The organism is Palleronia rufa, from assembly GCF_000743715.1.
Classification (GTDB): Bacteria; Pseudomonadota; Alphaproteobacteria; order Rhodobacterales; family Rhodobacteraceae; genus Palleronia; species Palleronia rufa.
Genome location: NZ_JQEY01000001.1, coordinates 645,214 through 670,026, shown reverse-complemented (window position 1 = coordinate 670,026; position 24,813 = coordinate 645,214). Strand labels below are relative to the sequence as shown.

Sequence of the window (24,813 nt, the reverse complement as noted above, 5' to 3'; positions counted from 1 at the left end):
TTATGGGGTTGCGGGCCGCGCGGCACAAGGCAGGCGCATCAGCCGCGTGTCGATAGCGGGTGATGGTCGAGCACCAGTTCCTTCAGCCGCGCGTCCAGGACATGGGTGTAGATCTGGGTCGTGGCGACGTCCGCGTGGCCCAGCAGCGCCTGGATCGCCATGAGATCCGCGCCCCCGGCCAGCAGATGGGTGGCGAAGGCGTGGCGCAGGGTGTGGGGCGTGACGCCGGCGGGGTCCAGCCCGGCCTCCAGCGCGATCTCTCTGATGAGCTGGAAGAACCGGTGCCGGGTGAGGTGGCCCGCCTTGCCCCGCGACGGGAAAAGGAACCGCGACGGCGCCTTCGGATCGTCGCCCGCGTCGCGGAGGGACAGCCAGGCGGACAGCGCGGCCCGCGCGCCGCCGGTGAGCGGGACCATGCGTTCGCGCCCGCCCTTGCCGCGGATCAGCAGCATCCGCGGGTCGCCCCGCGTGGCGGCGACGGGCAGGGACACCAGTTCCGTCACCCGCATCCCCGTGGCGTAGAGCAGTTCCATCAGACAGACGTTGCGCAGCCGGTCGGCATCGGCGCGCCCGACGCGGCGCGCGGCCTCCAGCAGCCGGTCGACAGCCTCGACCGACAGCGTTTTGGGCAGGCGGCGGGCGCGGCCGGGACCCTTGATGCGGATCGACGGGTTGTCGGTGCGCCAGCCCTCCTCATAGGCGAAGCGGAACAGCCCCCTGATCGCCGAGAGCCTGCGCGCGCGGGTCGAGACGGCCAGCCCCGCGGCCTCGCATGAGATGATGTACGCCTCGATCGCGCCGCGGTCGATGGCGTCGAAACCGGTGCCGCGCGCGTCGAGCCAGGCGGAAAAATCCGCAAGGTCGCGCGCATAGGCCAGCTGGGTATTGGCCGCCGCGCCGGTCTCGGCGGATTTCGCGTCCAGAAACGTGGAGATCCGGCGCGACAGGCTCATGCCGGGGCCAGCAGAAGCAGTTCGAGCGCCGCGCGGCGGGCCCGGTCCGCCTGCCCGGCGCGCCTCAGGATCGCCAGCGCGTCGGAGGCGGCATCGAGATTCCCCGCGGCGCCCTGTTCCAGAAGCTCGATGGCGAAGATCAGCGCCTCGGCCGTGCGGCCGTCCCCGAGCATGGCTGCGACGGTATCGGGAACCTCCTTCGCGGTAAGGCCGGCGGTGATGGCGGCCAGCACCGGGTCCGGATCGTCGGGATCGGGCGCCCCGCCCGCGACGATGGCCGCCAGCGGCCCGTCTGGCAGGGGGTCGGCCAGGCTGTCCGTCGCGCCGGCCAGGATCGCCGCCGCCTGCGCCGCGGATTTCGCCTGGCCCGTCAGCGCCATCGGGGCCAGGATCGCACCGTACCGCGCCGCAAAGACCCCGCCCAGCGCGACATCGCGCATCGCGTCCCAGACGGCGGGCAGGATGCGCGAGACCGCTTCCAGGTCCTCATCCGCAAGGGCCGCGTCGAACCTCTGCGCGGCCTCCACCCGGTCCCACAGCCCGCCTGACGCGGCAGGCTCACGCTCTGCGTAGATCTGCCAGAGCCGCCCCGGCGAAATCGCACCGGCGCGCGCCAAGCGCTCGGCTGCCTCTATCCGGGGCTTCCAGCCGGTGTTTCCGCGCAGATCGGCATGGGCGAAGGCCAGCGGCAGGTCCTGGGTGCCCATCGGCTCACCGATGGCTTCGTAGATCATGAAATCGAGCGGCGTGGGCGGAACCGGCGGCAGCAGCGCCGTGCCGCCGGCCTGATCGTCGAGAAACCGGGTCAGGCGCTCCGTCTCCGCGGCGGTGATGACGCCAAGGGCGCGCCCGGTCTCAAGCGTGACGACCGCCACCGGCCATTCGCCCGACCGCGCCAGGCAGAAGACCCGCGCGGGATAGGTTGGGGTGATCTCCGGCAGGGCGCGCATCCGCTCGCAGGCGGCGTTTTCGCGCCCGGTGAGCAGGGTCATGTCGAACCAGCGGCGGAAGATCTGCGGATCCTCGTGGCCGGCCCGCTCCATCATCGCGCGCGCCGCGTCGAAGGCCCCCAGCGCCAGAAGCGCGTCGAGCCGGGTCAGGAAGAATCCCACGCCGTCGGCGCTGTCGCGGGGCGGCTTGGCCTCTACGGTCAGCATCGCCTGCAGCAGGTCCTGGGACACCGGCATCCGCGGCGTCGGAAGCTCTGCCACCTGTCGCGCGACGGTGTCCGCGATGGAGGCCGACCAGAGGTCCCCCCGGAGCCCGCGCGCCGCGGCCGCAGACAGTCCGACCAGGTCCGGCGCGGGCCGGTCCAGCGGTCGGATGACGACGACCTCCGGGCGCGCGGATCGGGCCACCGGTGCCTCCGCGCCCTCGGCGGCGGATGCCGGCATCGCCACGGGTGTCACGACGGTGTCCGACAGCCAGTCGATGGCCGACAGCGGTTCGCCCTGCGCGCTGGCGTCGGCCCCCGCGCAAAGCGCCAGGACGGCCCCCAGGGCCGCGCGGCTACTGCGCATCCAGGGTCACGGGTTCGATGCGTTCGGTCCGCTGGGGCGCCATGTTGCCCAGATAGGCGTAGCCGACCAGTCCGACAAAGCCGATCACCAGCACGAACAGCAGGAATTTCAGCAATCTGACCATGGTATGCGCCTGTTCCGTATGCCTTGCCCGTGTGGCCGCATCTGACGCGCGGCTCAAGGGGCATTATAGCTGGTCTTTCACGGAATATCACGCCATTCAGGCGCCAAACCGGGTCAGACCAGCGAGACAACGCCACGATGGCGCGCCGATTGAGGAAAACAGTCGTGATGGTGGGGATGATGGGCGCCGGCAAGACCGCCATCGGAGCGGCCGTGGCCCGCGCGCTGGGGGTGCCGTTCCTCGATTCGGACCATGAGATCGAGCGCGCCGCGAATGCCACGATTCCGGAGATCTTCGAGCGCTACGGAGAGCCGTTCTTTCGAGAGAAGGAAAGCCAGATCCTGTCACGGCTTCTGGACGGCGCGCCGGCGATCCTGTCCACCGGCGGCGGCGCCTACCTGGCCGAGCGCAACCGCATCGCCATCACCGCGCGCGGCGTGGCGGTCTGGATCCGGGCGACGCCAGAGCTGCTCTGGGCGCGGGTCCGCCACAAGGACACGCGCCCGCTCCTGCGCACCGCCGATCCCCGGGTGACGCTGGAGACCCTGATCGCGAGCCGCGAGCCGGCCTATGCGCGCGCCGATCTCACCGTCGATGCGGGCCCGGACCTGTCGATCGAGGCGATGGCCGACCGGACCATCGGCGTGATCGCCACCCGTCCCGACGTGCTGGAGTCCCGATGAGCCGTTCCACCGTTCATGTGCCGCTGGGGGCCCGCGCCTACGATGTGGAGATCGGCCCGGGCCTTCTGGACGAAGCCGGCGCCCGCATCGCGCCGCTGCTCGGCCGCCCGCGCGTGGCGATCCTGACCGACGACACCGTGGCCGCCCTGCATCTGCCGGCGCTCGCCCGGTCGCTGGAAGCCGCGGGCATCGCCCATTCCGCCCTGTCCCTGCCGCCGGGGGAGGGCACGAAATCCTGGGCGCGTCTGGGCGAGGCGGTCGAATGGCTTCTGGCCGAGCGGATCGAGCGGCGCGATGTGGTGATCGCCCTGGGCGGCGGTGTCATCGGCGACCTTGCCGGCTTCGCCGCCGCGATCCTGCGCCGGGGCGTGCGCTTTGTGCAGGTCCCCACGTCGCTCCTGGCGCAGGTGGACAGTTCCGTGGGCGGCAAGACCGGGGTCAACGCGGCCGCCGGCAAGAACCTGATCGGGGCGTTTCACCAGCCGTCGCTGGTGCTGGCCGACATCTCCGTTCTGGAGACGCTCGCCCGGCGCGACTTTCTGGCCGGCTACGGCGAGGTGGCGAAATACGGGCTTCTGGGCGATGCGACGTTCTTCGCCTGGCTGGAGTCGAACGGCCCCGCCCTCGCCGCGGGCGATCCGTCGCTCCGGGCGGAGGCCGTGCGCCGGTCCGTCCGGATGAAGGCCGATATCGTCGTCCGCGACGAGACCGAGCAGGGCGACCGCGCGCTTCTGAACCTGGGCCACACCTTCTGTCACGCGCTGGAGGCGGCGACGGGCTATTCCGACCGGCTGCTCCACGGTGAGGGCGTGGCGGTCGGCTGTGCCCTGGCGTTCGAACTGTCGGCGCGACTGGGACTTTGCGCGCAGGAGGATCCGTCGCGGGTGCGCGCGCATCTGTCCGGCATGGGGATGAAGACCGACCTGGCGGACATTCCCGGACCGCTGCCCGACGCCGACGGCCTGATGGACCTCATGGCGCAGGACAAGAAGGTGCGGGACGGACAGCTTCGTCTGATCCTGGCGCGGGGGATCGGCGCGGCCTTCGTGACCGGCGACGTGCCCCGCGAAGCCCTGCGCGACGTTCTGGCGGACGCGCTGGCGGCGCGGTGAGCGCCCATGTGACCTTCGACGCGGGTCCGCCGGGGGGCGGCACCCGCTTTGCCGCGCCGCGCGACACGATCGAGGCCTGGGAGGCGGATCAGGTCATGCCCGCACTGGCCCGGATGGAGGCCGCGCGGAACGCCGGCGCCTGGCTGGCCGGGTATCTGTCCTATGAGACCGGCTATGCGTTCTCGCGCAAGCTGGCGCCGCTCATGCCGCCGGACCGCGACCTGCCGCTTTTGTCCTTCGGGGTGTTCGATGCACCCGGCGCGGCGCCGCCCCCCGACACCGGTCCGGCGATGCTGACGGACCTTGCGCCGCTCTGGGACGCGGCGCGCTACGCCGAGGCCTTCGCGCAGGTGCAGCGCTACATCTCTGCGGGCGACATCTATCAGGCGAACCTTACATTTCCGGTAGAGGCCCGCGCGACCGGCACGCCGCGGGCGCTCTATGCGGCGCTCCGGGCCCGCCAGCCGGTGCGGCACGGCGCGCTGGTAGAGCTTGGCGGCCCGGCGATCCTCTGCCGCAGCCCGGAGCTTTTCTTCGACATCGACCCGACGGGGCGGATCCGCACGCGCCCGATGAAGGGCACGGCCCCCAGAGGCGCCACGCCGGACGCGGACGCGGCCCTCAGGGCGGCGCTTCTGGCGTCCGAAAAGAACCGCGCAGAGAATCTGATGATCGTGGATCTCTTGCGCAACGACATCAGCCGGATCAGCCGGGTCGGCAGCGTGACCGTGCCGCGGCTCTTTCACATCGAAAGCTATGAAACCGTGCATCAGATGGTGTCGGATGTCGAAGGCGTCCTGACGCCGGGGCTGGCGCTCGGCGACGTGATCCGCGCGCTGTTTCCCTGCGGGTCGATCACCGGCGCGCCCAAGATCCGCGCCATGCAGATCATCCGCGCGCTGGAACCGTGGCCGCGCGGGGTCTATTGCGGCGCGGTGGGGTGGATCGCGCCGGACGGGGCGATGCGCATGGGCGTGGCGATCCGAACGCTGGTGATGTGGCCGGACGGTCGCGTGCGGCTCAACGTGGGCGGCGGGGTGGTGCATGACAGCGACGGCGGCGGAGAGTATGAGGAGGCGCTATGGAAAGCGCGTTTCGCGGACCTCTCCCCGACGGGCTGAAGGTCATAGAGACCCTGCGCCTGGAGCCGCGCGGCGCGGGGCTGATCCCGCTGCACCTGGCACGGTTGACGCGCAGTTGCGCGGCGCTGGGCATCGCTGTGGATCCGGGCGCTGTCCGGGCGCGGATCGAGCGGGTGCGGACGGCGGACGTGCGGCGCGCCCGGTTGACGGTCGATGTCGCCGGCCGCGTCGAGGTTGAGACCACCGCGCTCGATCCCCGGCCGGGACCGTGGCGGCTGGGATGGGCCGGGGCGCGGATCCTTGCCGGCGATCCCTGGCGCCGGGTCAAGACGACAGAGCGCGGGATCTACGACCGGGCCCGGGCGGCGCTGCCCGCCGCGCTTGACGAGCTGCTGTTCCTGAACGATCGGGGCCGGGTGGCGGAGGGCACGATTACCAACGTCTTCGTCGCCACCGAACGGGGTCTGGCCACCCCGCCCGTGTCGGACGGTGCCCTGCCCGGTGTGTTGCGCAGGACCCTGCTGGACAGCGGCCGCGCCCATGAGGCCGAGCTTTGGCCGGCCGATCTGGAGGGGGCGGAGATCTTCGTCGGCAACGCGCTGCGGGGGCTGATCCCGGCGCTGCTGGAGCCCCGCCGGACATGACAGGCACCGCGCGCGACCGCGGTGCGGACCGTTCCCGCCCCGCATGGTCTTTCGCGCGGCGCAAAGGGAGCCGCTCAACCCGATCTGCGCCGCCGTTGTCGGCGCCGACCGGGCGGCGGGAACGGGCGTCAGCGCGCCCGACGGCCCCGAGAATGCTGGCGCGGAACCCGGCCCCGCGCGCGGATCAGAACGGGATCTCGTCATCATCGGGCGCTGGACCGCGTTCACATGGCCCCGTGCTGGACGCTGATGGCGGTCCGCTCCGGACCCGCTCCGGCCCCCGCCGTGCCGGTCGCGCAGGTGCTGTCCCAGGGCGACCGGCCGGGCGCCGATCCGGGCGCGCTGGTCGCCCATGCCGACCCCGGCTGGAGCGCCGCGCATCTGGAGGAGGACGCCGGCACCGTGGCCGACGCCATGTGGCGCGCGCTCGCCCCCGGGGCCGCGCCCGCCACCCATGCCGCGGCTCATCGCTGGCGCCATGCCCGGACCGTGCGGGCGCTTGGCCGGCCGTTCCTCGACACCGGCGGCGGCTGCCTTCTGGGCGGCGACTGGGCGCTTGGCCCTTCTGCCGGGGATGCCTGGCGCAGCGGCCGCGCCATGGCCGCGCATGTTCTGGGCAATGCGGATACGGTGCGCTAGACGCGGCCCATGTCCTTTCGCCCCGACAGCCTCTCCGCCTTCGGCGCCGCGCCGTTCGACAGCGTGATCGACGTCCGCTCGCCCGCGGAGTTCGCAGAGGACCATGTGCCCGGCGCCGTCAGCCTGCCGGTCCTGGACGACGCCGAGCGCGCCCGCGTAGGGACGATCTACGTCCGGCAGAGCGCGTTCCGGGCCCGCAAGATCGGCGCCGCGCTCGTCGCCCGCAACGCCGCGCGCCATGTCGAGGGGCCGCTTGCCGATCACGACGGCGGCTGGCGGCCGCTGGTCTATTGCTGGCGCGGCGGGCAGCGGTCCAATGCCTTTGCCGCGATCCTGGGCCAGATCGGCTGGCGGGTGGCGGTGCTCGACGGCGGCTACCGGACCTATCGCGGGCTGGTCAAGACCGCGCTCTACGACCGGGCGTTCCCGGCGCGTGTGGTGCTTCTGGACGGGTTCACCGGCACCGCGAAGACAGAGATCCTGCACCGTGCCGCCCGGGCCGGCGCGCAGGTGATCGACCTGGAGGGGCTGGCGAACCACCGCGGATCGCTGTTCGGCGCGATGGGCCGACAGCCCGCGCAGAAGGGGTTCGAATCCGCCCTGGCGGAGGCGATGCGGGCGCTCGACCCCGCGCGCCCGGTTCTGGTGGAGGCCGAGTCCAGCAAGGTGGGCGAACGCGTCCTGCCCCCGGGATTGTGGAAGGCCATGCAGGCGGCACCGCGGATCACGGTGGAGGCGCCTTTGGAGGTGCGCGCCGCCTATCTGGCGCGGACCTATGACGACCTCTGCGCCGATCCCGGGCGGCTCGACGGTATCCTGGTATCGCTCATCCGGCTGCAGGGGCGGGAGCGGGTGGCGCATTGGCGCGATCTGGCCCGAGAGGGTCGGAATGCGGATCTGGCTGCTGAGCTGATGGCCCATCACTACGATCCGCGCTACGCCAGGCAACTGGACCGCGGCGGGGGCGGAACACTCGGGACCGTTACCGCGCGGCGGCTCGACGACACGGAACTGGATGCGCTGGGCACCCGGGTCGCCGAGATGGCCGACATGGCCGGGGCGCAGGGCTAGGAGTCGAACCCAGTTGGGGATTTCCGTTCGGGGCAATGTCGTGATCCACTCCGCATATCGTGCGGGGAGGGTGTCATGACGCGATACGATCCGACCGACGAGGCGTGGCGTTGCCAAAGCAGGCCATGGGCACGCGGCGGGACGACGATCGGCCGGCGGTGAACGGGATCTTCCACGTGCGGCGCACCGGGGCGCCGTGGCGCGACCTGCCGGACCGCTACGGTCCCCTCATCATGGGACAACCGCTTCGATTGCCGGGCCAGGCGCGCTATCCGTCTGAACGTGTTCGAGGACTTGGCCCGGCGCTCGCGGCGGTCACTGCGGTTGATCGACAGGTCCATCGTCCGCGCCCGCCAGCACGCCTCGGGCCGAAATAAGCGGGCGAGGATCTCGCCGTCGGCCGGTCCCGTGGCGGATTGAGCACGAAGATCCACGACGGCTGGATGGGCATCGCGCCGGCCGGGCCTTCGGCAAGACCACGGCCCCGATCCTGCTCGACCCGCTGCCGCCCGCCGCCGTGGCCGCGGATCGCGGCAACGACAGGCTTGCTCCGGTCGCGCGTGTCGCGGCCCGCGGCGGCACCGCCCATCTGCCGACGCGAAGCCGCGTCTGCCGTCAACCGTTGTCCCGAAGCTGGACCGAAAGCGCACCCTAGAGCGGGATGAAATCAGCCTGAATCGATAGAGGATTCACAGGCCTGCATTTTGGTGATTCACTGTTGCCGACCACAAGATGGAGGGCGAGTAGTGGGTAGAGCACTTTCAATGGACCTTCGAGAGAGGGCAATGGCGCGGCTGTTGGGGGGCGAGAGCGTGCGTCAGGTCGCAGCGGCCCTGGATGTGGCTCCGTCCAGTGTTGTGAAGTGGTCGCAGCGTTTGCGTGCGACCGGGAGTTGCGCTCCGGCAGGGACAGGCGGCCACCCGCCACGCAAGATTGCAGGCGGGCATGAGGCGTGGCTTCTGGAGCGGATAACGGAGCCGTTCACACTGCGCGGACTGGTGGTGGAACTGGCCGAGCGCGGGCTCAAGGTCGACTACCGCACCGTCTGGGCCTTCGTGCGCCGCACGGGCTACTCGTTCAAAAAAAGACCCAACTCGCCGAGGAGCAGAACCGCCCCGACGTGAGCCGCCGCCGTGTGCGCTGGAAGCGGCACCAGGGCCGGATCGACCCCCGTCGTCTCGTGTTCATTGATGAAACCTGGGCCAAGACCAACATGGCCCCGCTGCGCGGCTGGGCTCCCAGAGGTGAACGCCTGATCGGGCGGGCCCCGCATGGTCACTGGCGCACCATGACCTTTATCGCAGCGCTGCGTCATGATCGGATCGACGCGCCCTTTGTTTTGGACGGTCCCGTCAACGGCGAAGCGTTCCGGGCTTATGTCGCGCACGTGCTCGTCCCAACCCTGCGCCCGGGCGATGTGGTGGTTATGGACAATCTGGGCAGCCACAAAGGGCAAGCCGTGCGGCAGGCGATCCGTAACGCGAAAGCGCATCTACTTTTTCTGCCGCCCTACAGCCCCGACCTGAACCCGATTGAACAGGTCTTCTCGAAGCTCAAACACATGCTCCGCAACGCAGCCGAGCGCACAATGGAGGCAACGTGGCGCAGGATCGGGACACTGCTCGACCGCTTCAGCCCACAGGAGTGCGCGAATTACCTCGCCAATACTGGATACGCTTCAAGCTTATCTCATCATGCTCTAGGGCAGCAGATCGGCCGGGAGGGCGGACCAGATCGGCGACCACAGGAAGGTCATCGCGATCAGGATGGCGACCGACAGCCACAGGACCGCGCGCGCGCTGCCGCCGAGGGTCCCGATCCCGTCGTGCGGCTGCGAAAAGAACGCCGGACCGATGACGCGCAGGTAGTAGAACAGCGACAGCACCGTATTGGCGACGGCGACGATGGCGAGCCAGGCCAGACCGGCGTCGAGGGTCGCGGAGAAGAGCGCGAACTTGCCGAGAAATCCGGCCAGCGGCGGGATGCCGGCAAACGACAGAAAGGCCAGCGCCAGCGCGGCGGCGGCAACGGGTTGCGCGGGCAGCAAGCCGTTGTAGCCGGAGATGGCCGTGCGCCCGCGCAGATCCGCAACCACCGAGAAGGCGACGAGATTGGCGATGCCGTAGACGGTCATGAAGCCGAGCAGGGCCGGCAGCGCCTCGGGCACCGCGCCCGCCGCCGCCACGGCCATCAGGGCGTAGCCGCTCTGGCTGACCGACGACCAGCCGACCAGGCGGCGCACGTCGTCCTGCCAGAGCGCGCAGAGATTGCCGAGCGTCATGGTCGCGGCGGAGGCGAGCGCGATGAGAAGCGGCAGCGCCTCCACCCCCGGCGCCAGGGCGACCAGCCGGTAGAGCGCCACCGCCGCGGCCAGCTTGGGGATCACGGTCAGGAAGGCGGCGGCGGGCACGGGCGCGCCCTCTGCCACATCGGGAACCCAGGTATGGCCCGGAACGGCCCCCAGCTTGAAGAACAGCGCTATGAGGATGAGGGCCAGCCCGGTGAGGGCAAGGGGATCGTTCGGGATCGAGCCGGCAAGTTCGCCGTAATCGGAGCTGCCCGCCATGCCCATCACCAGGATGACGCCGATCACCAGGATCGCATTGGCCAGCGCGCCGACCAGGAAATACTTCATCCCCGCCTCAAGCGATATGGCCCAGTCGCGGTGGTAGGCGGCCAGGACGTATCCCGTGACCGACGACAGCAGGACCGCCAGCACCAGTTGCATCAGGTCCGCCGCGCCCGCCATCGCCAGCGCGCCGAGCGTCGAGAACAGCAGCATTGCGTAATACTCGCCATGTCGCCGGTCGGTCGCAAACCAGCGCGGCGCGAGACCGACGCACAGGATCGTGATCCCCGGTATCACGATCCGCGCCCATGTCGTCGCGCCGTCCAGCGCTTGCGTGCCGGAGAAAGTCAGGCGCTGCGCGTCGGATTGGCTCCAGCCCATGATCATGGCCAAGCCAAGGCCGCCGGCGGCGAGGATCGCGCACCAGTGGTGGCTGCGCCGCGGAAGGACCATCGCAAGCAACAGAATCGCCACCGCCGTCAGCAGAACCGCCAACTCGGGGGCCAGATCGCCAATCGGCACCTCAGCCCCCCGCGCCGATGGCGGGGATTAGCGACGGCGCGTCGATCAGCAACAACAGCCAGGTGGGCCAGATGCCGATCAGCACCACCAGCGCCAGCAGGGCGGTCAGCAACACGGTCTCTGTCCGGTTCAGGTCCGTAAAGCCCTTCCGCTCCGCCGGAAGATCGCCGAAGAACATCTGCCGCAGCATTCGCAGGAACAGCGCGGCGGTGATCAGGATGCCAAGAAGGCCGATGACGGCCAGCCAGGGATAGACGCCGAATGCGCCGACGAAGATCTGAAGCTCTGCCACGAAGCCGGCAAGCCCCGGCAGCCCCAGCGATGCGAACGCGGCCAGCGTGGCCGCTCCGGTCAGCCGCGGTGCGGTGCCTGCCAGCCCGCCGAAGTTGGGCAGGTGGTAGTCCTCGGCCCGTTGCCAGACCGATCCCGCGATGAGGAACAACGCCCCGGTGATCAGCGCGTGGGCGATCATCTCCACCACCGCGCCGGTGAGGGCCAGTTGCCGCGCGGTCTCGCTCCCCAGGGCCGACCCGGCGACGGCGATGCCGAGCACGGTGTAGCCCATGTGGTTGACGGAGGTGTAGGCGATCCGCCGCTTCAGGTTCTCCTGGGCGAAGGCGACGATGCTGCCCCAGACGATCGACACGACGCCGATGATCGCCAGGGGCAGCGCCCAGCGGGCGAAGGTCTCCGGCATCATCTGCAGCGGAATGCGGATCAGCCCGTAGGTGCCCATCTTGAGCAGGACCCCGGCCAGGATCGCCGAGGCGGGGCCGGGAGCGTTGACATGGGCCGGCGGCAGCCAGGTGTGCACGGGAAAGACCGGCGTCTTGATGCCGAAGCCGATGACGAACGCCAGGAACACCAGCCCCGGAACGACCCCCGCGGCGGCCAGCGGGGGGGTGTCGATCATCGCGCGCATGTCGAATGTAAGCGTCGGCATGTTCAGCGCCAGCACGATGATGCCGATGAGGATCAGCAGCGATCCGGCCAGCGTATAGATAAAGAATTTCAGCGCCGCGTGCTGCGCGTCGCCGTGGCCCCAGCGACCGATGAGGAAATACATCCCCACCAGGCTGAGATCGAAGAACACGTAGAAGACGATGAGATCGAGGGTGACGAAAAGGCCGATGGACACGCCCGCAAGAAAGGCCATCCAGGCGTAGTAGGCGCGGGCGTCGTGCAGCTTCATCGGCCAGGCGGTCGCGGCGACGAAGACCAGGGCGCTCACCAGGGCCAGCGACAGCGACATGCCGTCGACGCCGACGCGCCATGCAATGCCGAGTGCCGGGATCCACGGCACCTCGGCCACGGCGCGAAAGCCCTCACCCCCGGCTGCCCACACGACCATCAGCGCAATGAGCGACAGCGCGGCGGCGCCGGTGGCCGTCCAGCGCGACGCGGCTTCGGACAGGGGCGCGAAGGCAAGGACCAGAGCCGCCAAAAGCGGGATGAGAACGGCGAGTGTCAGCACGGGGTCAGCCTCCGAAGATCAGCAATCCCACGGCCAGCGCGAAGCCGACCATGAGAATGGTGTAATAGTGATGTGCAAGCCCGGTCTGCAGGCGGCGCAGGTCTGCCCCCGCCATCCCGGTGACCCGTCCCGTTCCGTCGGGAATGAGATCGCTCAGCCGCTCGCCCAGTCCTGCGCCGAGCGCGGCGAGCGCTGCGCTGCCCTGCACCGCGATGCCGATCGCACCGCGTGCGGCACGGGCCGATCCGGTCATGGCACCGGTGGCCGCGCCGGGCGCCAGGCCGTCGATGGTCGCGTCGTCGAAATCCGCGGCGGTTTGCGACAACGCCTGGAACGGTCGGATCACGGACTGGTCGATCGTGGTGTCGTCGAAATCCGCGGCGGTTTGCGACAGCGCATGGAACGGCCGGATCACGGCGTATTCGTAGAGCGCGGACAGGCCCAGCCACTCCGGCGTAGGGTCGGTGCTGTCTGCCCGCGCGGCATGGACTCCCGCCAGCACCCCGAACGCGACGGCGACGAGCGATGCGATCAGGCCGATCCGCGACCCGGACGGCAGTTCCGCCCCGATCCATGCCGCGACCGGCTCATTGACGGCCGGCAGCCACAGCGCCGACAGCGCGAGCGCTCCGCCCGACAGCAGCGCCAGCGCCGCCATCTCGCCCGGACGGGTGCGGGCATCGCGGGTTTCGCCGGGCCCGAAGGCCGCGACGGCGAACCGTGTGGCATAGGCGGCGCTCAATCCGCCGGAGACGATCGTTAGCGCCCCCAGAAGAGGCCCGGCATGTTCCAGCGCCTTGACCATTTCCTCCTTGCTCCAGCCGCCCGACAGCGGCGGAACGGCGGCCAGAGACAGCGCCGCGATGGCGGTCAGCACGGTGGCCGCGGGCAGGGAGGCGGCAAGCCCCATGCGGCGCAAGTCGAAACTGCCCGAGACGCGATGCGCGACGCCAGCGGCACAGAACAGCGCCGCCTTTGTCGCGGCATGGACGATCAGGTGCAGCACCGCGACGCCCGGATAGCCGGCGCCGACGGTGGCGATCATCAGGCCCATCTGCGCCGAGGTCGATCCCGCCAGCAGCTTCTTGGCGTGCGTCTGGCGCAGCGCCACGATACCGCCGAGCACCGCGGTGCCGAGGCCCACGGCAATCGCCGCCGCGCCGAAGCCGGGAGCCGCCGACAGCTGCGGGTGCAGACGCGCAAGGATATAGGCGCCCGCCGCGACCATGGTCGCCGAATGCAGCAGGGCAGATACCGATGTGGGGCCGTCCATGGCGCGGAACAGCCAGGGCGCGAAGGGCACCTGGCCCGCCTTCGACACCGCTGCCACAAGCAGACCGAACGCCGCCAGGGCCAGCGGCACGCCGTCGAGCGTGCCGAGCGCCGCGTAGCTGGCGCTGCCCGTCGCGCCCATCGTCGCCATCACCGCGAGAAACAGGCCCAGATCGCCCGCGCGCGTCAACACGAACGCGAAATTCGCCGACGGGCCGGGAGCCTGTTCGCGCCACTTGTGACCGATCAGCGCCCAGGAGCAGGCGCCGACGATTTCCCATCCGATCAGCAGCGTCACCAGGTCACCCGCGATGACGACCAGTTCCATGCCGCCGGTAAAGACCAGCATCAGCCCGACCAGCCGCGGCAGGCCGCGGGTGTCCTCCTGCGATGTGGCGAACAAGGTGATGGGCAGCAGGATCGCGGGCACCAGGATGGCGACCGACTGTGCCAGCGGGGGCAGGGCGGCCTGCAGCACGATGAGTTCCGACCAGACGAAGCGTCCGGTCCCGCCTCCGGCGACAAGCGCCAGTGCAAGCGTCGCCGCCGCCGCGACCGCGCCCATCGCGCCGAGCGTCGCCCGAGAGCCGCCGATCGCCCAGATGGCAAGTCCGGCGAGGACCGGGAAATATGCGAGCGCCCAGATCATTGCCTGAGGGTGTCTATGCTTTCGGTCACGTCGGCCTGGCGCTTGCGATAGACCGCGACGATCAACGCGAAACCGATGGCCAGTTCCACGGCCATCACCGCCATGACGATGATCGCCATGAGCTGGCCCTCCGGCATGCCGCCGAGGCTCAGGGACCAGAAGCCGATGATCGCCAGCAACGCGCCGTTCAGCATCAACTCCAGCCCCATCATCAGCATGACGAAGCTTTGCTGGCTGAGCGCACCGTAAAGCCCGATGCCGACAAGCGCGGTAGCCCCGAGAAGCACGATCGTCAGGGTCATCCGTGGCCTCCGTGATGGTGATGTCCGCCGCCGCCGCCGTCGGGACGCTGACCGGCGGGATCTCCGCCCTCGGTCAGTCCAGGGGGGCGGGAGCCTTCGTCCGCGGACCCGAACCGACCCTGGCGCGAGGAGAGGATCACGGCGCCGACCATGGTGGCCAGCAAGGTCACCCCGGCGGTTTCGAAGATCAGCATCGACGGGCCGAGCAGCTCAAGGCCGAGTTCGGTGACCACATCCGCGTCCGGCGCCACCGGGTTGGACGGTGGGCGCGACACCAGGATGGCCGCGGCCAATCCGAAAAAAGCCAGCACGCCCGCGCCGATGGACACCCGGTGCTGGTGAACCATGCTCATCGGGTTCAACCCCGCGGGATTCATCATGAACATGACCATGAAAATGGCCATGACCATCATCTCGACCGCCATCATGAAAACCGTCGCGACGCCGATATAGGGGGCGGACAGCAAGACCCCGATGGCACCGACCGCAACGAAGGACAGCATCAACGAGAATGTCGCGCGCACCATAGAATCGACGCGGAAGACCCGCCATCCGGTCCAGACGGCACATACCGCGAGAAGGGCGACCAGCAGATCCGTCATAGCGCGACGAGCCCCGAAATCAGCAGGTGGAGGAACGACAGCGGCAGCAGTACGACCCAGAGGATCCACATCATGCGGCTGGGCGTCGTGCGTGCGATCCGATTGCCCAGCAACACGATCAGCGCCATCAGCGCGGCGGTCTTCAGCCATAGCCAGACCGGCCCCGGCAGCAGCGGCCCCAACGGTCCGCCCAGGAACACCGTCGCGGCGATGGCCGAGACCGACACAAGCATCGCCAGCCGCGCCGTCTGCCACAAAGCGCGGCCCGCGCCGCTGGCCTCGGCCGAGGTGCCGGTGGCGATATCGGCGGCATCCGCGTAATCCATCGGTCCGCGCAGCGTCATCGCCAGCGCGACGATGAGGAAAAGCGGCAGGCCCAGCGGCTGCCGGATCACGTTCCAGATCTCGCGCTGGCTCTCAACGATGGCGATGAGCGACAGACTCTCGGCCGGCAGGGCCGCGGCGATCAGCACGAACATGGACGGCAGCATGACCGGCAGTCCGATGGCGGCATATCGATAGGCCCCGATCAACGGGAACGGCGCGTTCGGAGACCAGCCGTGCAGAAAGACGGTGACGATGACGAGCGCTTCGCAGGACCCCCAGATCACGATGCCGACCGGGCTGTCGATCAATGCGAGACCGGGCGCGAAGGGCACCACCGACAGACCGGCACCGGCGAGCGTCAGATACCATGCCGGCGCCAGATCCCTGTTCAGCCGGTCCGGCGCTTCGGTCTCTACCCGCTGGCGTGCGAAGAACGCGACGATCGACAGGTGCGACCGGTCGAGCATCGCGGCAAACAGCGTTCCGACCAGGAGGGTCCCGAGAACGACAAGGGCGAGAAGGACGATCATGCGGCCTCGGGCGTCTGGCAGGCGCGCAGGATCGCCGACGGCGGCAGGGAGGCGAGGATCAGCATCGCTTCGGACCACTCGGCCCCCTTCAGAAGCGCCGGAATGTCGGGCACCGAGGCGGTAACCGGCGTGCCCGAGAGCCAGCGCGACAGGCGGTCCCGCGCGTCGCCCGCACCGTCGACGGACCCCAGGCCGCCGGGCACGGCGCCCCGCATCCAGACGCCGCGCGGCTTTTTTCCGGCCGTCGCACGGTCCGCGGGACCGGCCAGGCCCAGCAGCCGCAGCATCCGCGCCGCGCAAAGATCCGGCGCGTCCGCGTCGGCGGGCTGGGCGAACGGCTGGGTCTCCACCGTCACATCGCAGATCACGTCGCCCTGCAAGGTCACCTCCAGCACAAGCCCAGGGGGGAGCATCGGCGCGAATGGGCCGAACCGCGCGGTGTACCTGTCGAGCTGCAGGCCGTCTCGGATATCGGGCCCGGTCATCGCCATCGGTCGCCCATAGGGCACGCCGCCCATCATGCCCTTACCGCCCTGTCCGTTCGGCCCGACGCCTTTCCATTTGTTGGGTGGCTCATCGGGAAGGCGGTCGCCCTCACCTTCGCCGCCCGCACAGACCTCGCGCCAGGCCTCCGCGATCCGTGCCGCGATCGCGTCGGGTTCGTCGTGGCCCCAACTTACCGTAACGCGGGGACGGGGGATCTGGTCATGGACACGCGCAAGAGGCGCGGCGGCCGTGCCGGGAATGTCGCCGGCAACCAGCAGGATCGCCGCATCCCGCGGGGTGGCGGCGGCCCGCAGGCCCGACCGGCTGAGCAGACGCTCCACATCGGCTTGCCGTCCCGGCCCGATGGCCGGAAACACGGGAGCCGGCGCGCGCGACATCAGCCGGGACAGCGACATCATTCCCACCGGAAGATCCCCTCGCGCCAGCCGTAGAGAATTCCGACCGAAAGGATGGTCAGGAACATGCCCATCTCGGCAAGCGCCTTTATGCCCTCTTCGACGAAAACGACTGCCCAGGGATACATGAACATCATCTCCATCTCGAAGGCCACGAAGAGCAGGGACATGGTGTACGGGCGGAAATGGAAGCGCTGCCAGGCGTGGGTGTCCGGTGTCCCGCCGCCAAGGAACGGCATCGCCTGAGGCGCAGTCGCATGCGCCTTCGGCAAGACCGCGAGGGCGAACAGAACCGACAGAACCGCCCAGCCCAGAATGATGCCAAAGGTCAGCAACGGCGCCTCGCTCTCGTCGCCCGCGTCGATGAGCGGCCGATATTATCAATGATCATCGTATGTTAACAGAGATCCATACGACATCAACAGTCTTCCAGTGCGGGAAGGTTCCTGAAAATCGTTCAGCGACGCTTGATCGGGACGGGCGGTTTCGAGGGCCTTGGTGCAGGTATCTGCCGGGCCGCTCGCGCTTGACGGCCGCCCTTCCCAGCGGGCGCCCCGGGGCGTAAACCGTGCACCGGATGCGGTGCGAGGACGCGCGCCGCCGTGACGGCGGAGCAGAGCCACTGACACGTTCCAGCGTGATCGAACGGCGTGATGGCCATTGCGACGATCTGCCGGGCGTTCCGAAAATGCCGATCCGCAGGAGGGCCTCAGGGATGCTTGACCGACACAGGCGCCGCGAACCACCAATTCGCTGGACGGCCCTCATGGACGACCCGCGTTGACTCCGGCGGCCCGTGTTCAGGCGGCGATAGGGATCCTTGACCGTATCGCGACCGGTGAGGCAGCAGAGCGCGCGCTCACCCGCTGGGCCCGCGGCGCGCGCTACGCCGGTTCCGGCGACCGCGCGGCGGTGCGCGACCACGTCTTCGACGCAGTGCGCCGCTGGTGGTCCTCTGCGGCGCTGGGCGGCGGTGAGGACGGGCGCGCACGCATGATCGGCCTTTTGCGCGGCATGGACAGCAGGCCCGAGGACCTTTTCATCGGCGGCGCCTACGGTCCGCCGCCGCTGACGGAGGCGGAGACCGCATCGCCTTTGCCGCTCGATCCGCTGACAGCGCTCGATTGCCCTCGGTGGCTGGCCCCGGAACTTCAGGCCAGTCTTGGCGGCGATTTCGCGCCGGTTATGGAACGGCTGCGGACCCGCGCCCCGGTGCATCTGCGTGTCTCCCTCTCGCGGAGCAGCCGCGACGCGGCGATCCTGGCGCTGCGCGCCGACGGGATCGACACACGCCCGCACCCGCTGTCGCCCACCGCGCTGGAGGTGACCGACGGTGCGCGGCGGATCGCGGGTTCGCGCGCCTATGCGACCGGCCTGGTCGAGTTGCAGGACGCGGCCAGCCAAGCGGTCGTGGACGCCATTCCCTTGGCCGGCGCGACCCGGATCCTGGATTATTGCGCGGGAGGCGGCGGCAAGACGCTGGCCATGGCCGACCGCCACGCCGCGCTTTACCATGCCCACGACGCGGCGCCTCGGCGGATGGCGGACCTGCCCGCGCGCGCCGACCGGGCCGGGCTGCAGGTCGCGCGGCGCGACACGGCAGACCTGCGGGCGGAACCGCCTTACGATGTCGTTGTCGTCGACGCGCCCTGTTCGGGGAGCGGCGCGTGGCGGCGCTCGCCGGAGGGCAAGATCCGCCTCACGCCCGCCCGCCTGGAAGAGTTGCGCGCGCTCCAGGCTGACGTTCTCGACGCCGCTCACGCGCATCTGCGTGCCGGGGGGGCGCTGGTCTACGCGACCTGCTCGCTATTGGAGTCCGAAAACGTGGTCCAGGCCCGCTCCGCCGCCCATAGGCTCGGGCTCGTCGTGATGTCGGAGATGCGTCTGACGCCCCTCGACGACGGTGACGGTTTCTATTGCGCCGTGCTGGCGGACAACTCATAGTTGCGCCGAGGCGCCTGTTCCGGCGACGCGAATTAACGCGCCCTTAAAGGTCTGCGGTCCATGACGGCCCCAGTACGAGGAGGCATCGTGTCCGACATCCGATTGACACCAGAAACGGTGGCCGCGGGCCTCGTGCCGCGGTCCTTCTTTCTGATCGGACTGGCGGTGGCCCTTCTTGGCGCGGCGCTTGTCTTGCCGTGGCGCGCGCCCGGCCTTGCGCTTGTGGCCGCAGCTACGACCTTCGCGACGATTGCCATCGCGGTTGTGGCAGTGGGCGGGCGCCGTGCCCTGTCGCGCCGGTGGCAGGCCAGGACGCTTCGCGCGCTCTTTGCCGAAGCGCGCCATCCCGTGACCCTGACCGACGCCATGGGCGACGTGCTGTGGACGCGCAAGGGGGCGTTGGACGTGCGCACGATCCTGGCGCAGACCACCGCCGATCCGGATGCGGTCCTTACCGACCTGCGCGAACAGGCCTTGTCGGAGGGCAGCGCCGAGCGGTGGGTGGGACGGGACGAAGAGCGCCGGCGTATGACGGTCCGCGACGCGGGTGAAGGCACATTGCTGTGGCAGGTGGAACCGCGCCCCGCGCCGCCCTCCCGCGCCACGCCCACGCTGGCTGGACCGACGCTCGGCTTCGACGCCCTGCCGGTCCCGCTGATCGAACTTGACCGGTCCGGCACCGTCGCCGTGGCCAACCGGGCCGCCCGGGACCTGCTCTGCATCGAACCCGGTGAGACGCCGCCGCTGGCGAACCTGCTCGAAGGGCTGGGCCGATCGGTCGGAGAATGGCTCGGAGAGGCCTTCGCCGGCCGCGCCGTTCACCGTCCCGAGGTGGGCCGCGCCTCCCGCGCGGCGGGCGACATCTTCGTACAGATCACGCTCGACCGCATCAATGCGGAGGACGACGCCCGATTGATCGCGGTTCTTCAGGATGCGACCGAACTCAAGACGCTGGAGGCGCAGTTCGTTCAGTCCCAGAAGATGCAGGCGATCGGCCAGCTTGCCGGGGGCGTGGCCCACGACTTCAACAACCTGCTGACGGCGATCAGCGGTCATTGCGACCTTCTGCTGCTGCGCCACACCGTGGACGATCCGGATTTCGCAGATCTCGAGCAGATCAACCAGAATGCGAACCGCGCGGCGAGCCTTGTGCGCCAGTTGCTGGCCTTCTCGCGCAAGCAGAATCTCCGCCCCGAGACGGTCGATCTGCGCGACACGCTGTCGGATCTCATGCACCTTCTGAACCGGCTGGTGGGCGAAAAAGTGTTTCTCGACGTTACCCATGAGCCGGGCGTGAAAATGGTGCGGGCGGACAAGCGCCAGCTCGAACAAGTCATCATGAACCTCGTGGTGAACGCACGGGACGCCATGCCTTCCGGCGGGCGTATTCATGTCACGACCGGCATGTCGACCTTGCATGAGCCCCTGACCCGCGACAGGGTGACCGTGCCGGTGGGCGACTACGTAGTGGTGCGGGTGGAGGATGCCGGCACCGGGATCCCGCCCGACCGGCTCACGAAGATTTTCGAGCCGTTCTATACGACCAAGCGCCAGGGCGAGGGCACCGGGCTGGGTCTGTCCACCGCCTATGGCATCGTCAAACAGACCGGCGGCTACATTTTTGCCGACAGTGTCGTCGGCGAGGGTACGATATTTACGCTATACTTTCCCGCGCATGACCACCCGGAGGTGAAGCCGGCCCCCGGAAAGGATGCCGTCTCGCCGCGCGCCGAAGCGCCCGCGACCGGTGTGATCCTCTTGGCGGAGGACGAGGCTCCGGTGCGCGCCTTCGCCGCACGGGCGCTGAAGCTGCGCGGCTTCACCGTGCTGGAGGCCGAGAATGCCGAAGCCGCGCTGGAGATTGCGACCAATCCCGACCTCTCGATCGACGTGTTCCTCTCCGACGTCATCATGCCCGGCAGGGACGGCCCGTCCTGGGTGCGCGAAGCGCTCGAATCACGGCCCGACGTGAAGGTCGTGTTCATGTCGGGCTACGCCGAAGAGAGCTTCTCCGAACATCAGGCGCAGATCCCGAGTTCCGTGTTCATGCAAAAGCCGTTTTCTCTGTCGGAGCTGATCGCAACTATAGAATCGCTCCTTTCGTAAGGCTTTCTTTACCATCTGCGGCCCACGTTGGGCGGGCCGGGACCGAATTCGGACTTGCAACGTTCTGTCTTTGATCTCATTGTGCGATCAAGAACAAGAGGCGAACGAAGCAGTCGTTGTCGTCGATAGGCGGACATGAAACAAGGAGCGCAACATGGGCGTGGCGGGCATTCTGGACATGGCGGACAAAAAGAACGCGGATAAGCTGAAGGCACTCGACTCGGCGCTTGCGCAGATCGAGCGGCAATTCGGCAAGGGCTCGATCATGAAGCTCGGTGGCGATAACCCGGTTCCGGATATCGCCTCGACCTCTACCGGGTCTCTGGGGCTCGACATCGCTCTGGGTATCGGCGGGATACCGAAGGGCCGGATCGTCGAGATCTACGGCCCGGAGAGTTCCGGAAAGACCACCCTGACGCTGCATTGCGTGGCGGAGGAGCAGAAGAAGGGCGGGGTGTGCGCTTTTGTGGACGCCGAGCACGCGCTCGATCCGCAGTACGCCCGCAAGCTGGGCGTCAACCTCGACGAGCTGCTGATCTCACAACCCGACACCGGAGAGCAGGCGCTGGAGATCACCGATACGCTGGTCCGCTCGGGTGCGGTGTCGATGGTGGTGGTGGATTCCGTCGCCGCCCTGACCCCCAAATCCGAGCTCGAGGGCGATATGGGCGACAGTTCCGTCGGTGTTCACGCCCGCTTGATGAGCCAGGCGATGCGCAAGTTGACCGGCTCGATCCACCGGTCCGGCTGTACCGTCATCTTCATCAACCAGATCCGCATGAAGATCGGCGTGATGTTCGGCAGCCCCGAGACGACGACCGGCGGCAACGCGCTGAAGTTCTATTCCTCCGTCCGGCTCGACATCCGCCGCATCGGCGCGATCAAGGACCGCGATGAGGTCGTTGGCAACCAGACCCGCGTGAAGGTTGTCAAGAACAAGGTCGCGCCGCCGTTCAAGCAGGTCGAATTCGACATCATGTATGGCGAAGGGATCTCCAAGACCGGGGAACTTCTGGATCTTGGCGTGAAGGCCGGTGTGGTCGAGAAATCGGGTTCCTGGTTTTCCTACGGGGACGAGCGGATCGGGCAGGGCCGGGAAAACGCCAAGGTTTTTCTGAAGGAGCATCCGGCGCTCGCCTATGAGATAGAGGACAAGATCCGCGCGAGCCACGGCCTGGATTTCGGCGGTTCCGAACGGTCTTCCGAAGATGACAGCGAACTGATGGACGAGTGAGCATCTGTCCTGAGCGCAAGGCCCGAAATGTCGCGATGAGCCTGACCGCACCGGAGACCTCCGACTATCGGAGGTTTGGTCAGGCGGCGTTGAAGCAATAGCGGGCGTTCGAACAAGACGCTGCGAATGACCCGAGAGAGCCCACATCACTTGATGCGGCGCGGCGACCGAACGGCGGCTATCGCGGATTGCGCTGCGGTGGCATCAAGGTGTTCTGTAGAAGTCTAGACCTGCCCACCTGAGCGTCCAGCAGCTGCACTAATCAAAGCTGCGGACCAGACGTCCAACCTCCGCTCGCTCGTGGCGTCGCCGCCTGACTGGACGGCCAAGAAGAGGCAAGGGTATGTCGACAAGGCCCGGGCAGTCGTCGCTGGCCTTCCAATTCCAAAGGATGCGCGGAGAGCTTTCGATCGTGCGGCGGACAGGGTGTCGTCATGAGCGGTAGGTGTCAGATCCCGCTTGATTGTATGGCCGCTTTTTGAAGAGCCTTGGCTTTTGGCGATGCCAGTCCTTGAGGGCGTCGATAGGCGTTCTGCCCTTCAGGACGGATTGCGGGAGCTGGCCGTTGTAGAGGCGGACATAGCGCAGGATCGTCTGCTCAAGGTCCTCGCCTGATCGGAAGCGATGACTCTGCAGGACGTCCTCGATCCGCCCGTTGAAGCGCTCCACCATGCCGTTGGTTTGCGGCCGCATCGGTGGTGCGAGGCGATGCTCGATCCCGAGGTCGGCACAGAGGCGGTCGAACTCGTGGTTGCCCGTGGCCGCGCGCTTGCGCAGGCCGAACAGCCGGTCGGTGAACTCCTTGCCGTTGTCGGTGAGAACACGTGTGATCTTCATCGGCGCGGCGCGCTCCAGGTCACGCAGGAAGCGGCGCGCGTTGGCGGCCGTCTTCGCTGGGTAGATGCGGACGAAGACCCATCGGGTCGCACGGTCAATCGCCACGAAGAGGTAGCGTCGCCGCTGCTCGTCCGGCATCTGCGGCAGGTATTTCACGTCGACATGCAGATAGCCGGGCTCATAGGCCCTGAAAGGCTTGTGCGCAGGCTTCGGCGCCTTTGGTGTGAGGTCGCGGAGCTTGCTCACCCCATGTCGCCGCAAACAGCGATCCAGCCCGGAGCGCGAGACGTTCGGGTTCAGGAACTCGCGAACGACGGACAGCAGGTCGTCGAGCGGCAACAGCAGAGCCTTCCGCAACGCTACGGCAACCGCCTCCTGGGCAGGGGTCAGCGTCGTCTGCAGCCTGTGCGCGGTGTGGCTGTGGTCGTGAACGCCATCCCGCTTGCGCCACTTCCAGACCGTCTGTTCGGAGATGCTGTAGCGCTCCGCAACCATCCACGCCGGCTCATCGCTCGCCTGCATCGCAGCTCTGATCCTGGGTGTCGTCGTCGCCTGCTTGTGAAGAGAGATCAGCATGATCGTCCCCCATCCCGAACCTCACGCAGAAACGACCTTGCCATGAAGAGCGCAGACCGGCGAGAGTCTATGTGATCGTCCGGGACTGAACAATTAGGTTCTACGGCACGATCGCCCATTCAGCCGATGCCGTGCTACGGCTCACGAAGCGGCTGAGCGAAACCGGCAAGGTTCCGGCTTTCTGCTATGAGGCCGGTCCCTGTGGATACGGTCTGCACCGGCTCCTGACCAAGCTCGGGTTCGAGTGCGCGGTAGTCTCGCCGGCGATGATCCCGCGCAAAGCCGGAGACCGCGTCAAGACTGACCGGCGCGACGCCGAGATGCTGGCGCGATTGTGGCGGGCCGGAGAGCTCACCCCGATCTGGACGCCGGACGAGGAGCAGGAAGCAATGCGCGATCTGATCCGCACCCGGGAGCAGGCGATGGATGCCCTGAAGGCCGCCAAACAACACTTGCAGAGCTTCCTCTTGCTCCACGGGCTGTCCTACCGAAATGGCATTTACTGGACCAAGCGTCATCGGCGCTGGCTCGCCGAACTGCGCCGCTTCCCCTATTCCCACCAGCAACTCGCCTTCGAGGAGTTGAAGCGCGCCATCGATCAGATCGAAGTCCGCGTAGCGATCTTGGACAAGGCCATCGAAGAGGCGGTCGCGACTTGGCGCTTTGCCCCTGTCGTTGATGCGCTGCGCGCCTTGCGCGGTGTGAACACCACGATCGCGGCGACGGTGGTGGCCGAGATCGGCGACATCACCCGCTTTGAGAACCCCCGCCAGTTGATGGCCTGGTTGGGTCTGGTGCCGAGTGAACATTCCAGCGGCTCCACGACAAGGCGGGGGCGCCTGACCCGAACCGGCAATGCCCTGGCCAGAACCATGCTGGTCGAAGCGAGCTGGTCTTACCGGCACCCGCCGAAAGAAGGACAGCCTTATCTGCGCCGGTCGGCCCACCTGCCGCAACCGATCCGAGATATCGGTTGGAAGGCGCAATCCCGGTTGTGCAAGCGGTTCCGCCATCTGTCGCGGGCGGGAAAACCTCAACCGCGCGTGCTGGCGGCTATCGCCCGTGAATTGTCAGGGTCCATCTGGGACATCGCCCGCAAGACGCCACTGCCCGCCTAGAAGGCCACGTCAGCCTGCGTG

General features: G+C 68.5%; 23 protein-coding genes and 1 pseudogene. 12 read left to right on the top strand and 12 right to left on the bottom strand.

The window, feature by feature from the left end:
• Positions 1 to 38: 38 nt before the first annotated feature.
• Genes KW83_RS03180 through KW83_RS21690 form a run of 3 tightly spaced genes read right to left on the bottom strand, consistent with a single transcriptional unit; the run spans position 39 to position 2,597 of the window.
• Positions 39 to 953 carry a site-specific tyrosine recombinase XerD gene (locus KW83_RS03180; RefSeq protein WP_036174268.1) on the bottom strand — a complete coding sequence of 305 codons (915 nt, stop codon included), beginning with the start codon at positions 951 to 953 and terminating at the stop codon, positions 39 to 41.
• On the bottom strand, positions 950 to 2,473 hold the full coding sequence (locus tag KW83_RS03175; protein ID WP_036174264.1) for a hypothetical protein: 1,524 nt from the start codon (positions 2,471 to 2,473) through the stop codon (positions 950 to 952). The genes KW83_RS03180 and KW83_RS03175 overlap by 4 nt, the downstream gene beginning before the upstream one ends.
• On the bottom strand, positions 2,463 to 2,597 hold the full coding sequence (locus KW83_RS21690) for a hypothetical protein (RefSeq protein ID WP_268745525.1): 135 nt from the start codon (positions 2,595 to 2,597) through the stop codon (positions 2,463 to 2,465). The genes KW83_RS03175 and KW83_RS21690 overlap by 11 nt, the downstream gene beginning before the upstream one ends.
• Before the next feature lie 86 nt (positions 2,598 to 2,683).
• On the opposite strand from KW83_RS21690, the gene KW83_RS03170 reads away from it, so the two are divergent.
• The 8 genes and pseudogenes from KW83_RS03170 to KW83_RS19560 all read left to right on the top strand — a co-directional run.
• Positions 2,684 to 3,280, top strand: a complete 597-nt coding sequence (locus tag KW83_RS03170) for a shikimate kinase (RefSeq protein WP_081904454.1) — start codon at positions 2,684 to 2,686, stop codon at positions 3,278 to 3,280.
• Positions 3,277 to 4,392, top strand: coding sequence for a 3-dehydroquinate synthase (gene aroB, locus KW83_RS03165; protein WP_036174257.1), 1,116 nt, complete (start codon positions 3,277 to 3,279; stop codon positions 4,390 to 4,392). Before KW83_RS03170 ends, aroB begins: the two co-directional genes overlap by 4 nt.
• Entirely contained in the window at positions 4,389 to 5,513 is a 1,125-nt protein-coding gene (locus tag KW83_RS03160; RefSeq protein WP_036174254.1) for an aminodeoxychorismate synthase component I, read from the top strand. Before aroB ends, KW83_RS03160 begins: the two co-directional genes overlap by 4 nt.
• A complete protein-coding gene (locus KW83_RS03155; protein WP_036174251.1) occupies positions 5,474 to 6,118 on the top strand; it encodes an aminotransferase class IV in 645 nt (214 codons plus the stop codon). Before KW83_RS03160 ends, KW83_RS03155 begins: the two co-directional genes overlap by 40 nt.
• Before the next feature lie 228 nt (positions 6,119 to 6,346).
• A complete protein-coding gene (locus KW83_RS03150) occupies positions 6,347 to 6,757 on the top strand; it encodes an NAD(P)/FAD-dependent oxidoreductase (protein ID WP_051928177.1) in 411 nt (136 codons plus the stop codon).
• Between the two features lie 9 nt (positions 6,758 to 6,766).
• The gene (gene mnmH, locus KW83_RS03145; RefSeq protein WP_036174248.1) at positions 6,767 to 7,828 is read left to right on the top strand and encodes a tRNA 2-selenouridine(34) synthase MnmH; all 1,062 of its coding nucleotides are present in this window, start codon (positions 6,767 to 6,769) and stop codon (positions 7,826 to 7,828) included.
• Positions 7,829 to 7,953: 125 nt separating this feature from the next.
• Positions 7,954 to 8,205 (top strand): transposase, encoded by a 252-nt coding sequence (locus KW83_RS21800; protein WP_081904421.1) that lies wholly within the window; start codon positions 7,954 to 7,956, stop codon positions 8,203 to 8,205.
• Positions 8,206 to 8,574: 369 nt separating this feature from the next.
• Positions 8,575 to 9,503: pseudogene (locus KW83_RS19560) on the top strand (IS630 family transposase); the annotation flags it as partial.
• A 24-nt stretch (positions 9,504 to 9,527) separates the two neighbouring features.
• Here the strand turns inward: KW83_RS19560 and KW83_RS03135 are convergent.
• From KW83_RS03135 to KW83_RS03100, 8 genes are read right to left on the bottom strand one after another with little or no spacing between them, the layout of a single operon-like run.
• Positions 9,528 to 10,919 carry an NADH-quinone oxidoreductase subunit N gene (locus KW83_RS03135; protein WP_036174243.1) on the bottom strand — a complete coding sequence of 464 codons (1,392 nt, stop codon included), beginning with the start codon at positions 10,917 to 10,919 and terminating at the stop codon, positions 9,528 to 9,530.
• A gap of 1 nt (position 10,920) precedes the next feature.
• Complete coding sequence (locus KW83_RS03130) at positions 10,921 to 12,393, bottom strand: complex I subunit 4 family protein (RefSeq protein WP_036174240.1); 1,473 nt, start codon at positions 12,391 to 12,393, stop codon at positions 10,921 to 10,923.
• Between the two features lie 4 nt (positions 12,394 to 12,397).
• Positions 12,398 to 14,314 carry an NADH-quinone oxidoreductase subunit 5 family protein gene (locus KW83_RS03125; RefSeq protein WP_036174238.1) on the bottom strand — a complete coding sequence of 639 codons (1,917 nt, stop codon included), beginning with the start codon at positions 14,312 to 14,314 and terminating at the stop codon, positions 12,398 to 12,400.
• Positions 14,311 to 14,616: an NADH-quinone oxidoreductase subunit NuoK gene (nuoK, locus tag KW83_RS03120; RefSeq protein WP_036174236.1), complete on the bottom strand. Its 306-nt coding sequence runs from the start codon at positions 14,614 to 14,616 to the stop codon at positions 14,311 to 14,313. The genes KW83_RS03125 and nuoK overlap by 4 nt, the downstream gene beginning before the upstream one ends.
• Positions 14,613 to 15,218: an NADH-quinone oxidoreductase subunit J family protein gene (locus KW83_RS03115; protein WP_036174234.1), complete on the bottom strand. Its 606-nt coding sequence runs from the start codon at positions 15,216 to 15,218 to the stop codon at positions 14,613 to 14,615. The genes nuoK and KW83_RS03115 overlap by 4 nt, the downstream gene beginning before the upstream one ends.
• The gene (locus KW83_RS03110) at positions 15,215 to 16,075 is read right to left on the bottom strand and encodes an NADH-quinone oxidoreductase subunit H (protein WP_036174232.1); all 861 of its coding nucleotides are present in this window, start codon (positions 16,073 to 16,075) and stop codon (positions 15,215 to 15,217) included. Before KW83_RS03110 ends, KW83_RS03115 begins: the two co-directional genes overlap by 4 nt.
• The gene (locus tag KW83_RS03105; RefSeq protein ID WP_152563455.1) at positions 16,072 to 16,986 is read right to left on the bottom strand and encodes a hypothetical protein; all 915 of its coding nucleotides are present in this window, start codon (positions 16,984 to 16,986) and stop codon (positions 16,072 to 16,074) included. The genes KW83_RS03110 and KW83_RS03105 overlap by 4 nt, the downstream gene beginning before the upstream one ends.
• Positions 16,977 to 17,312: an NADH-quinone oxidoreductase subunit A gene (locus tag KW83_RS03100; protein ID WP_036174228.1), complete on the bottom strand. Its 336-nt coding sequence runs from the start codon at positions 17,310 to 17,312 to the stop codon at positions 16,977 to 16,979. Before KW83_RS03100 ends, KW83_RS03105 begins: the two co-directional genes overlap by 10 nt.
• A 445-nt stretch (positions 17,313 to 17,757) precedes the next feature.
• Here KW83_RS03100 and KW83_RS03095 point away from each other — a divergent pair, with 445 nt between their 5' ends.
• From KW83_RS03095 to recA, 3 genes are all read left to right on the top strand, one after another.
• Positions 17,758 to 18,921, top strand: a complete 1,164-nt coding sequence (locus KW83_RS03095) for an RsmB/NOP family class I SAM-dependent RNA methyltransferase (RefSeq protein WP_036174226.1) — start codon at positions 17,758 to 17,760, stop codon at positions 18,919 to 18,921.
• Positions 18,922 to 19,449: 528 nt separating this feature from the next.
• Positions 19,450 to 21,027, top strand: a complete 1,578-nt coding sequence (locus KW83_RS03090; protein WP_407667838.1) for an ATP-binding protein — start codon at positions 19,450 to 19,452, stop codon at positions 21,025 to 21,027.
• Between the two features lie 154 nt (positions 21,028 to 21,181).
• Positions 21,182 to 22,261, top strand: a complete 1,080-nt coding sequence (gene recA, locus KW83_RS03085; protein ID WP_036174223.1) for a recombinase RecA — start codon at positions 21,182 to 21,184, stop codon at positions 22,259 to 22,261.
• 432 nt (positions 22,262 to 22,693) lie between these two features.
• Here recA and KW83_RS03080 read toward each other — a convergent pair whose 3' ends face one another.
• Positions 22,694 to 23,674, bottom strand: a complete 981-nt coding sequence (locus KW83_RS03080) for an IS481 family transposase (protein WP_036174220.1) — start codon at positions 23,672 to 23,674, stop codon at positions 22,694 to 22,696.
• Between the two features lie 92 nt (positions 23,675 to 23,766).
• Here KW83_RS03080 and KW83_RS03075 point away from each other — a divergent pair, with 92 nt between their 5' ends.
• On the top strand, positions 23,767 to 24,792 hold the full coding sequence (locus KW83_RS03075; RefSeq protein ID WP_327203956.1) for an IS110 family RNA-guided transposase: 1,026 nt from the start codon (positions 23,767 to 23,769) through the stop codon (positions 24,790 to 24,792).
• Positions 24,793 to 24,813: the final 21 nt, after the last annotated feature.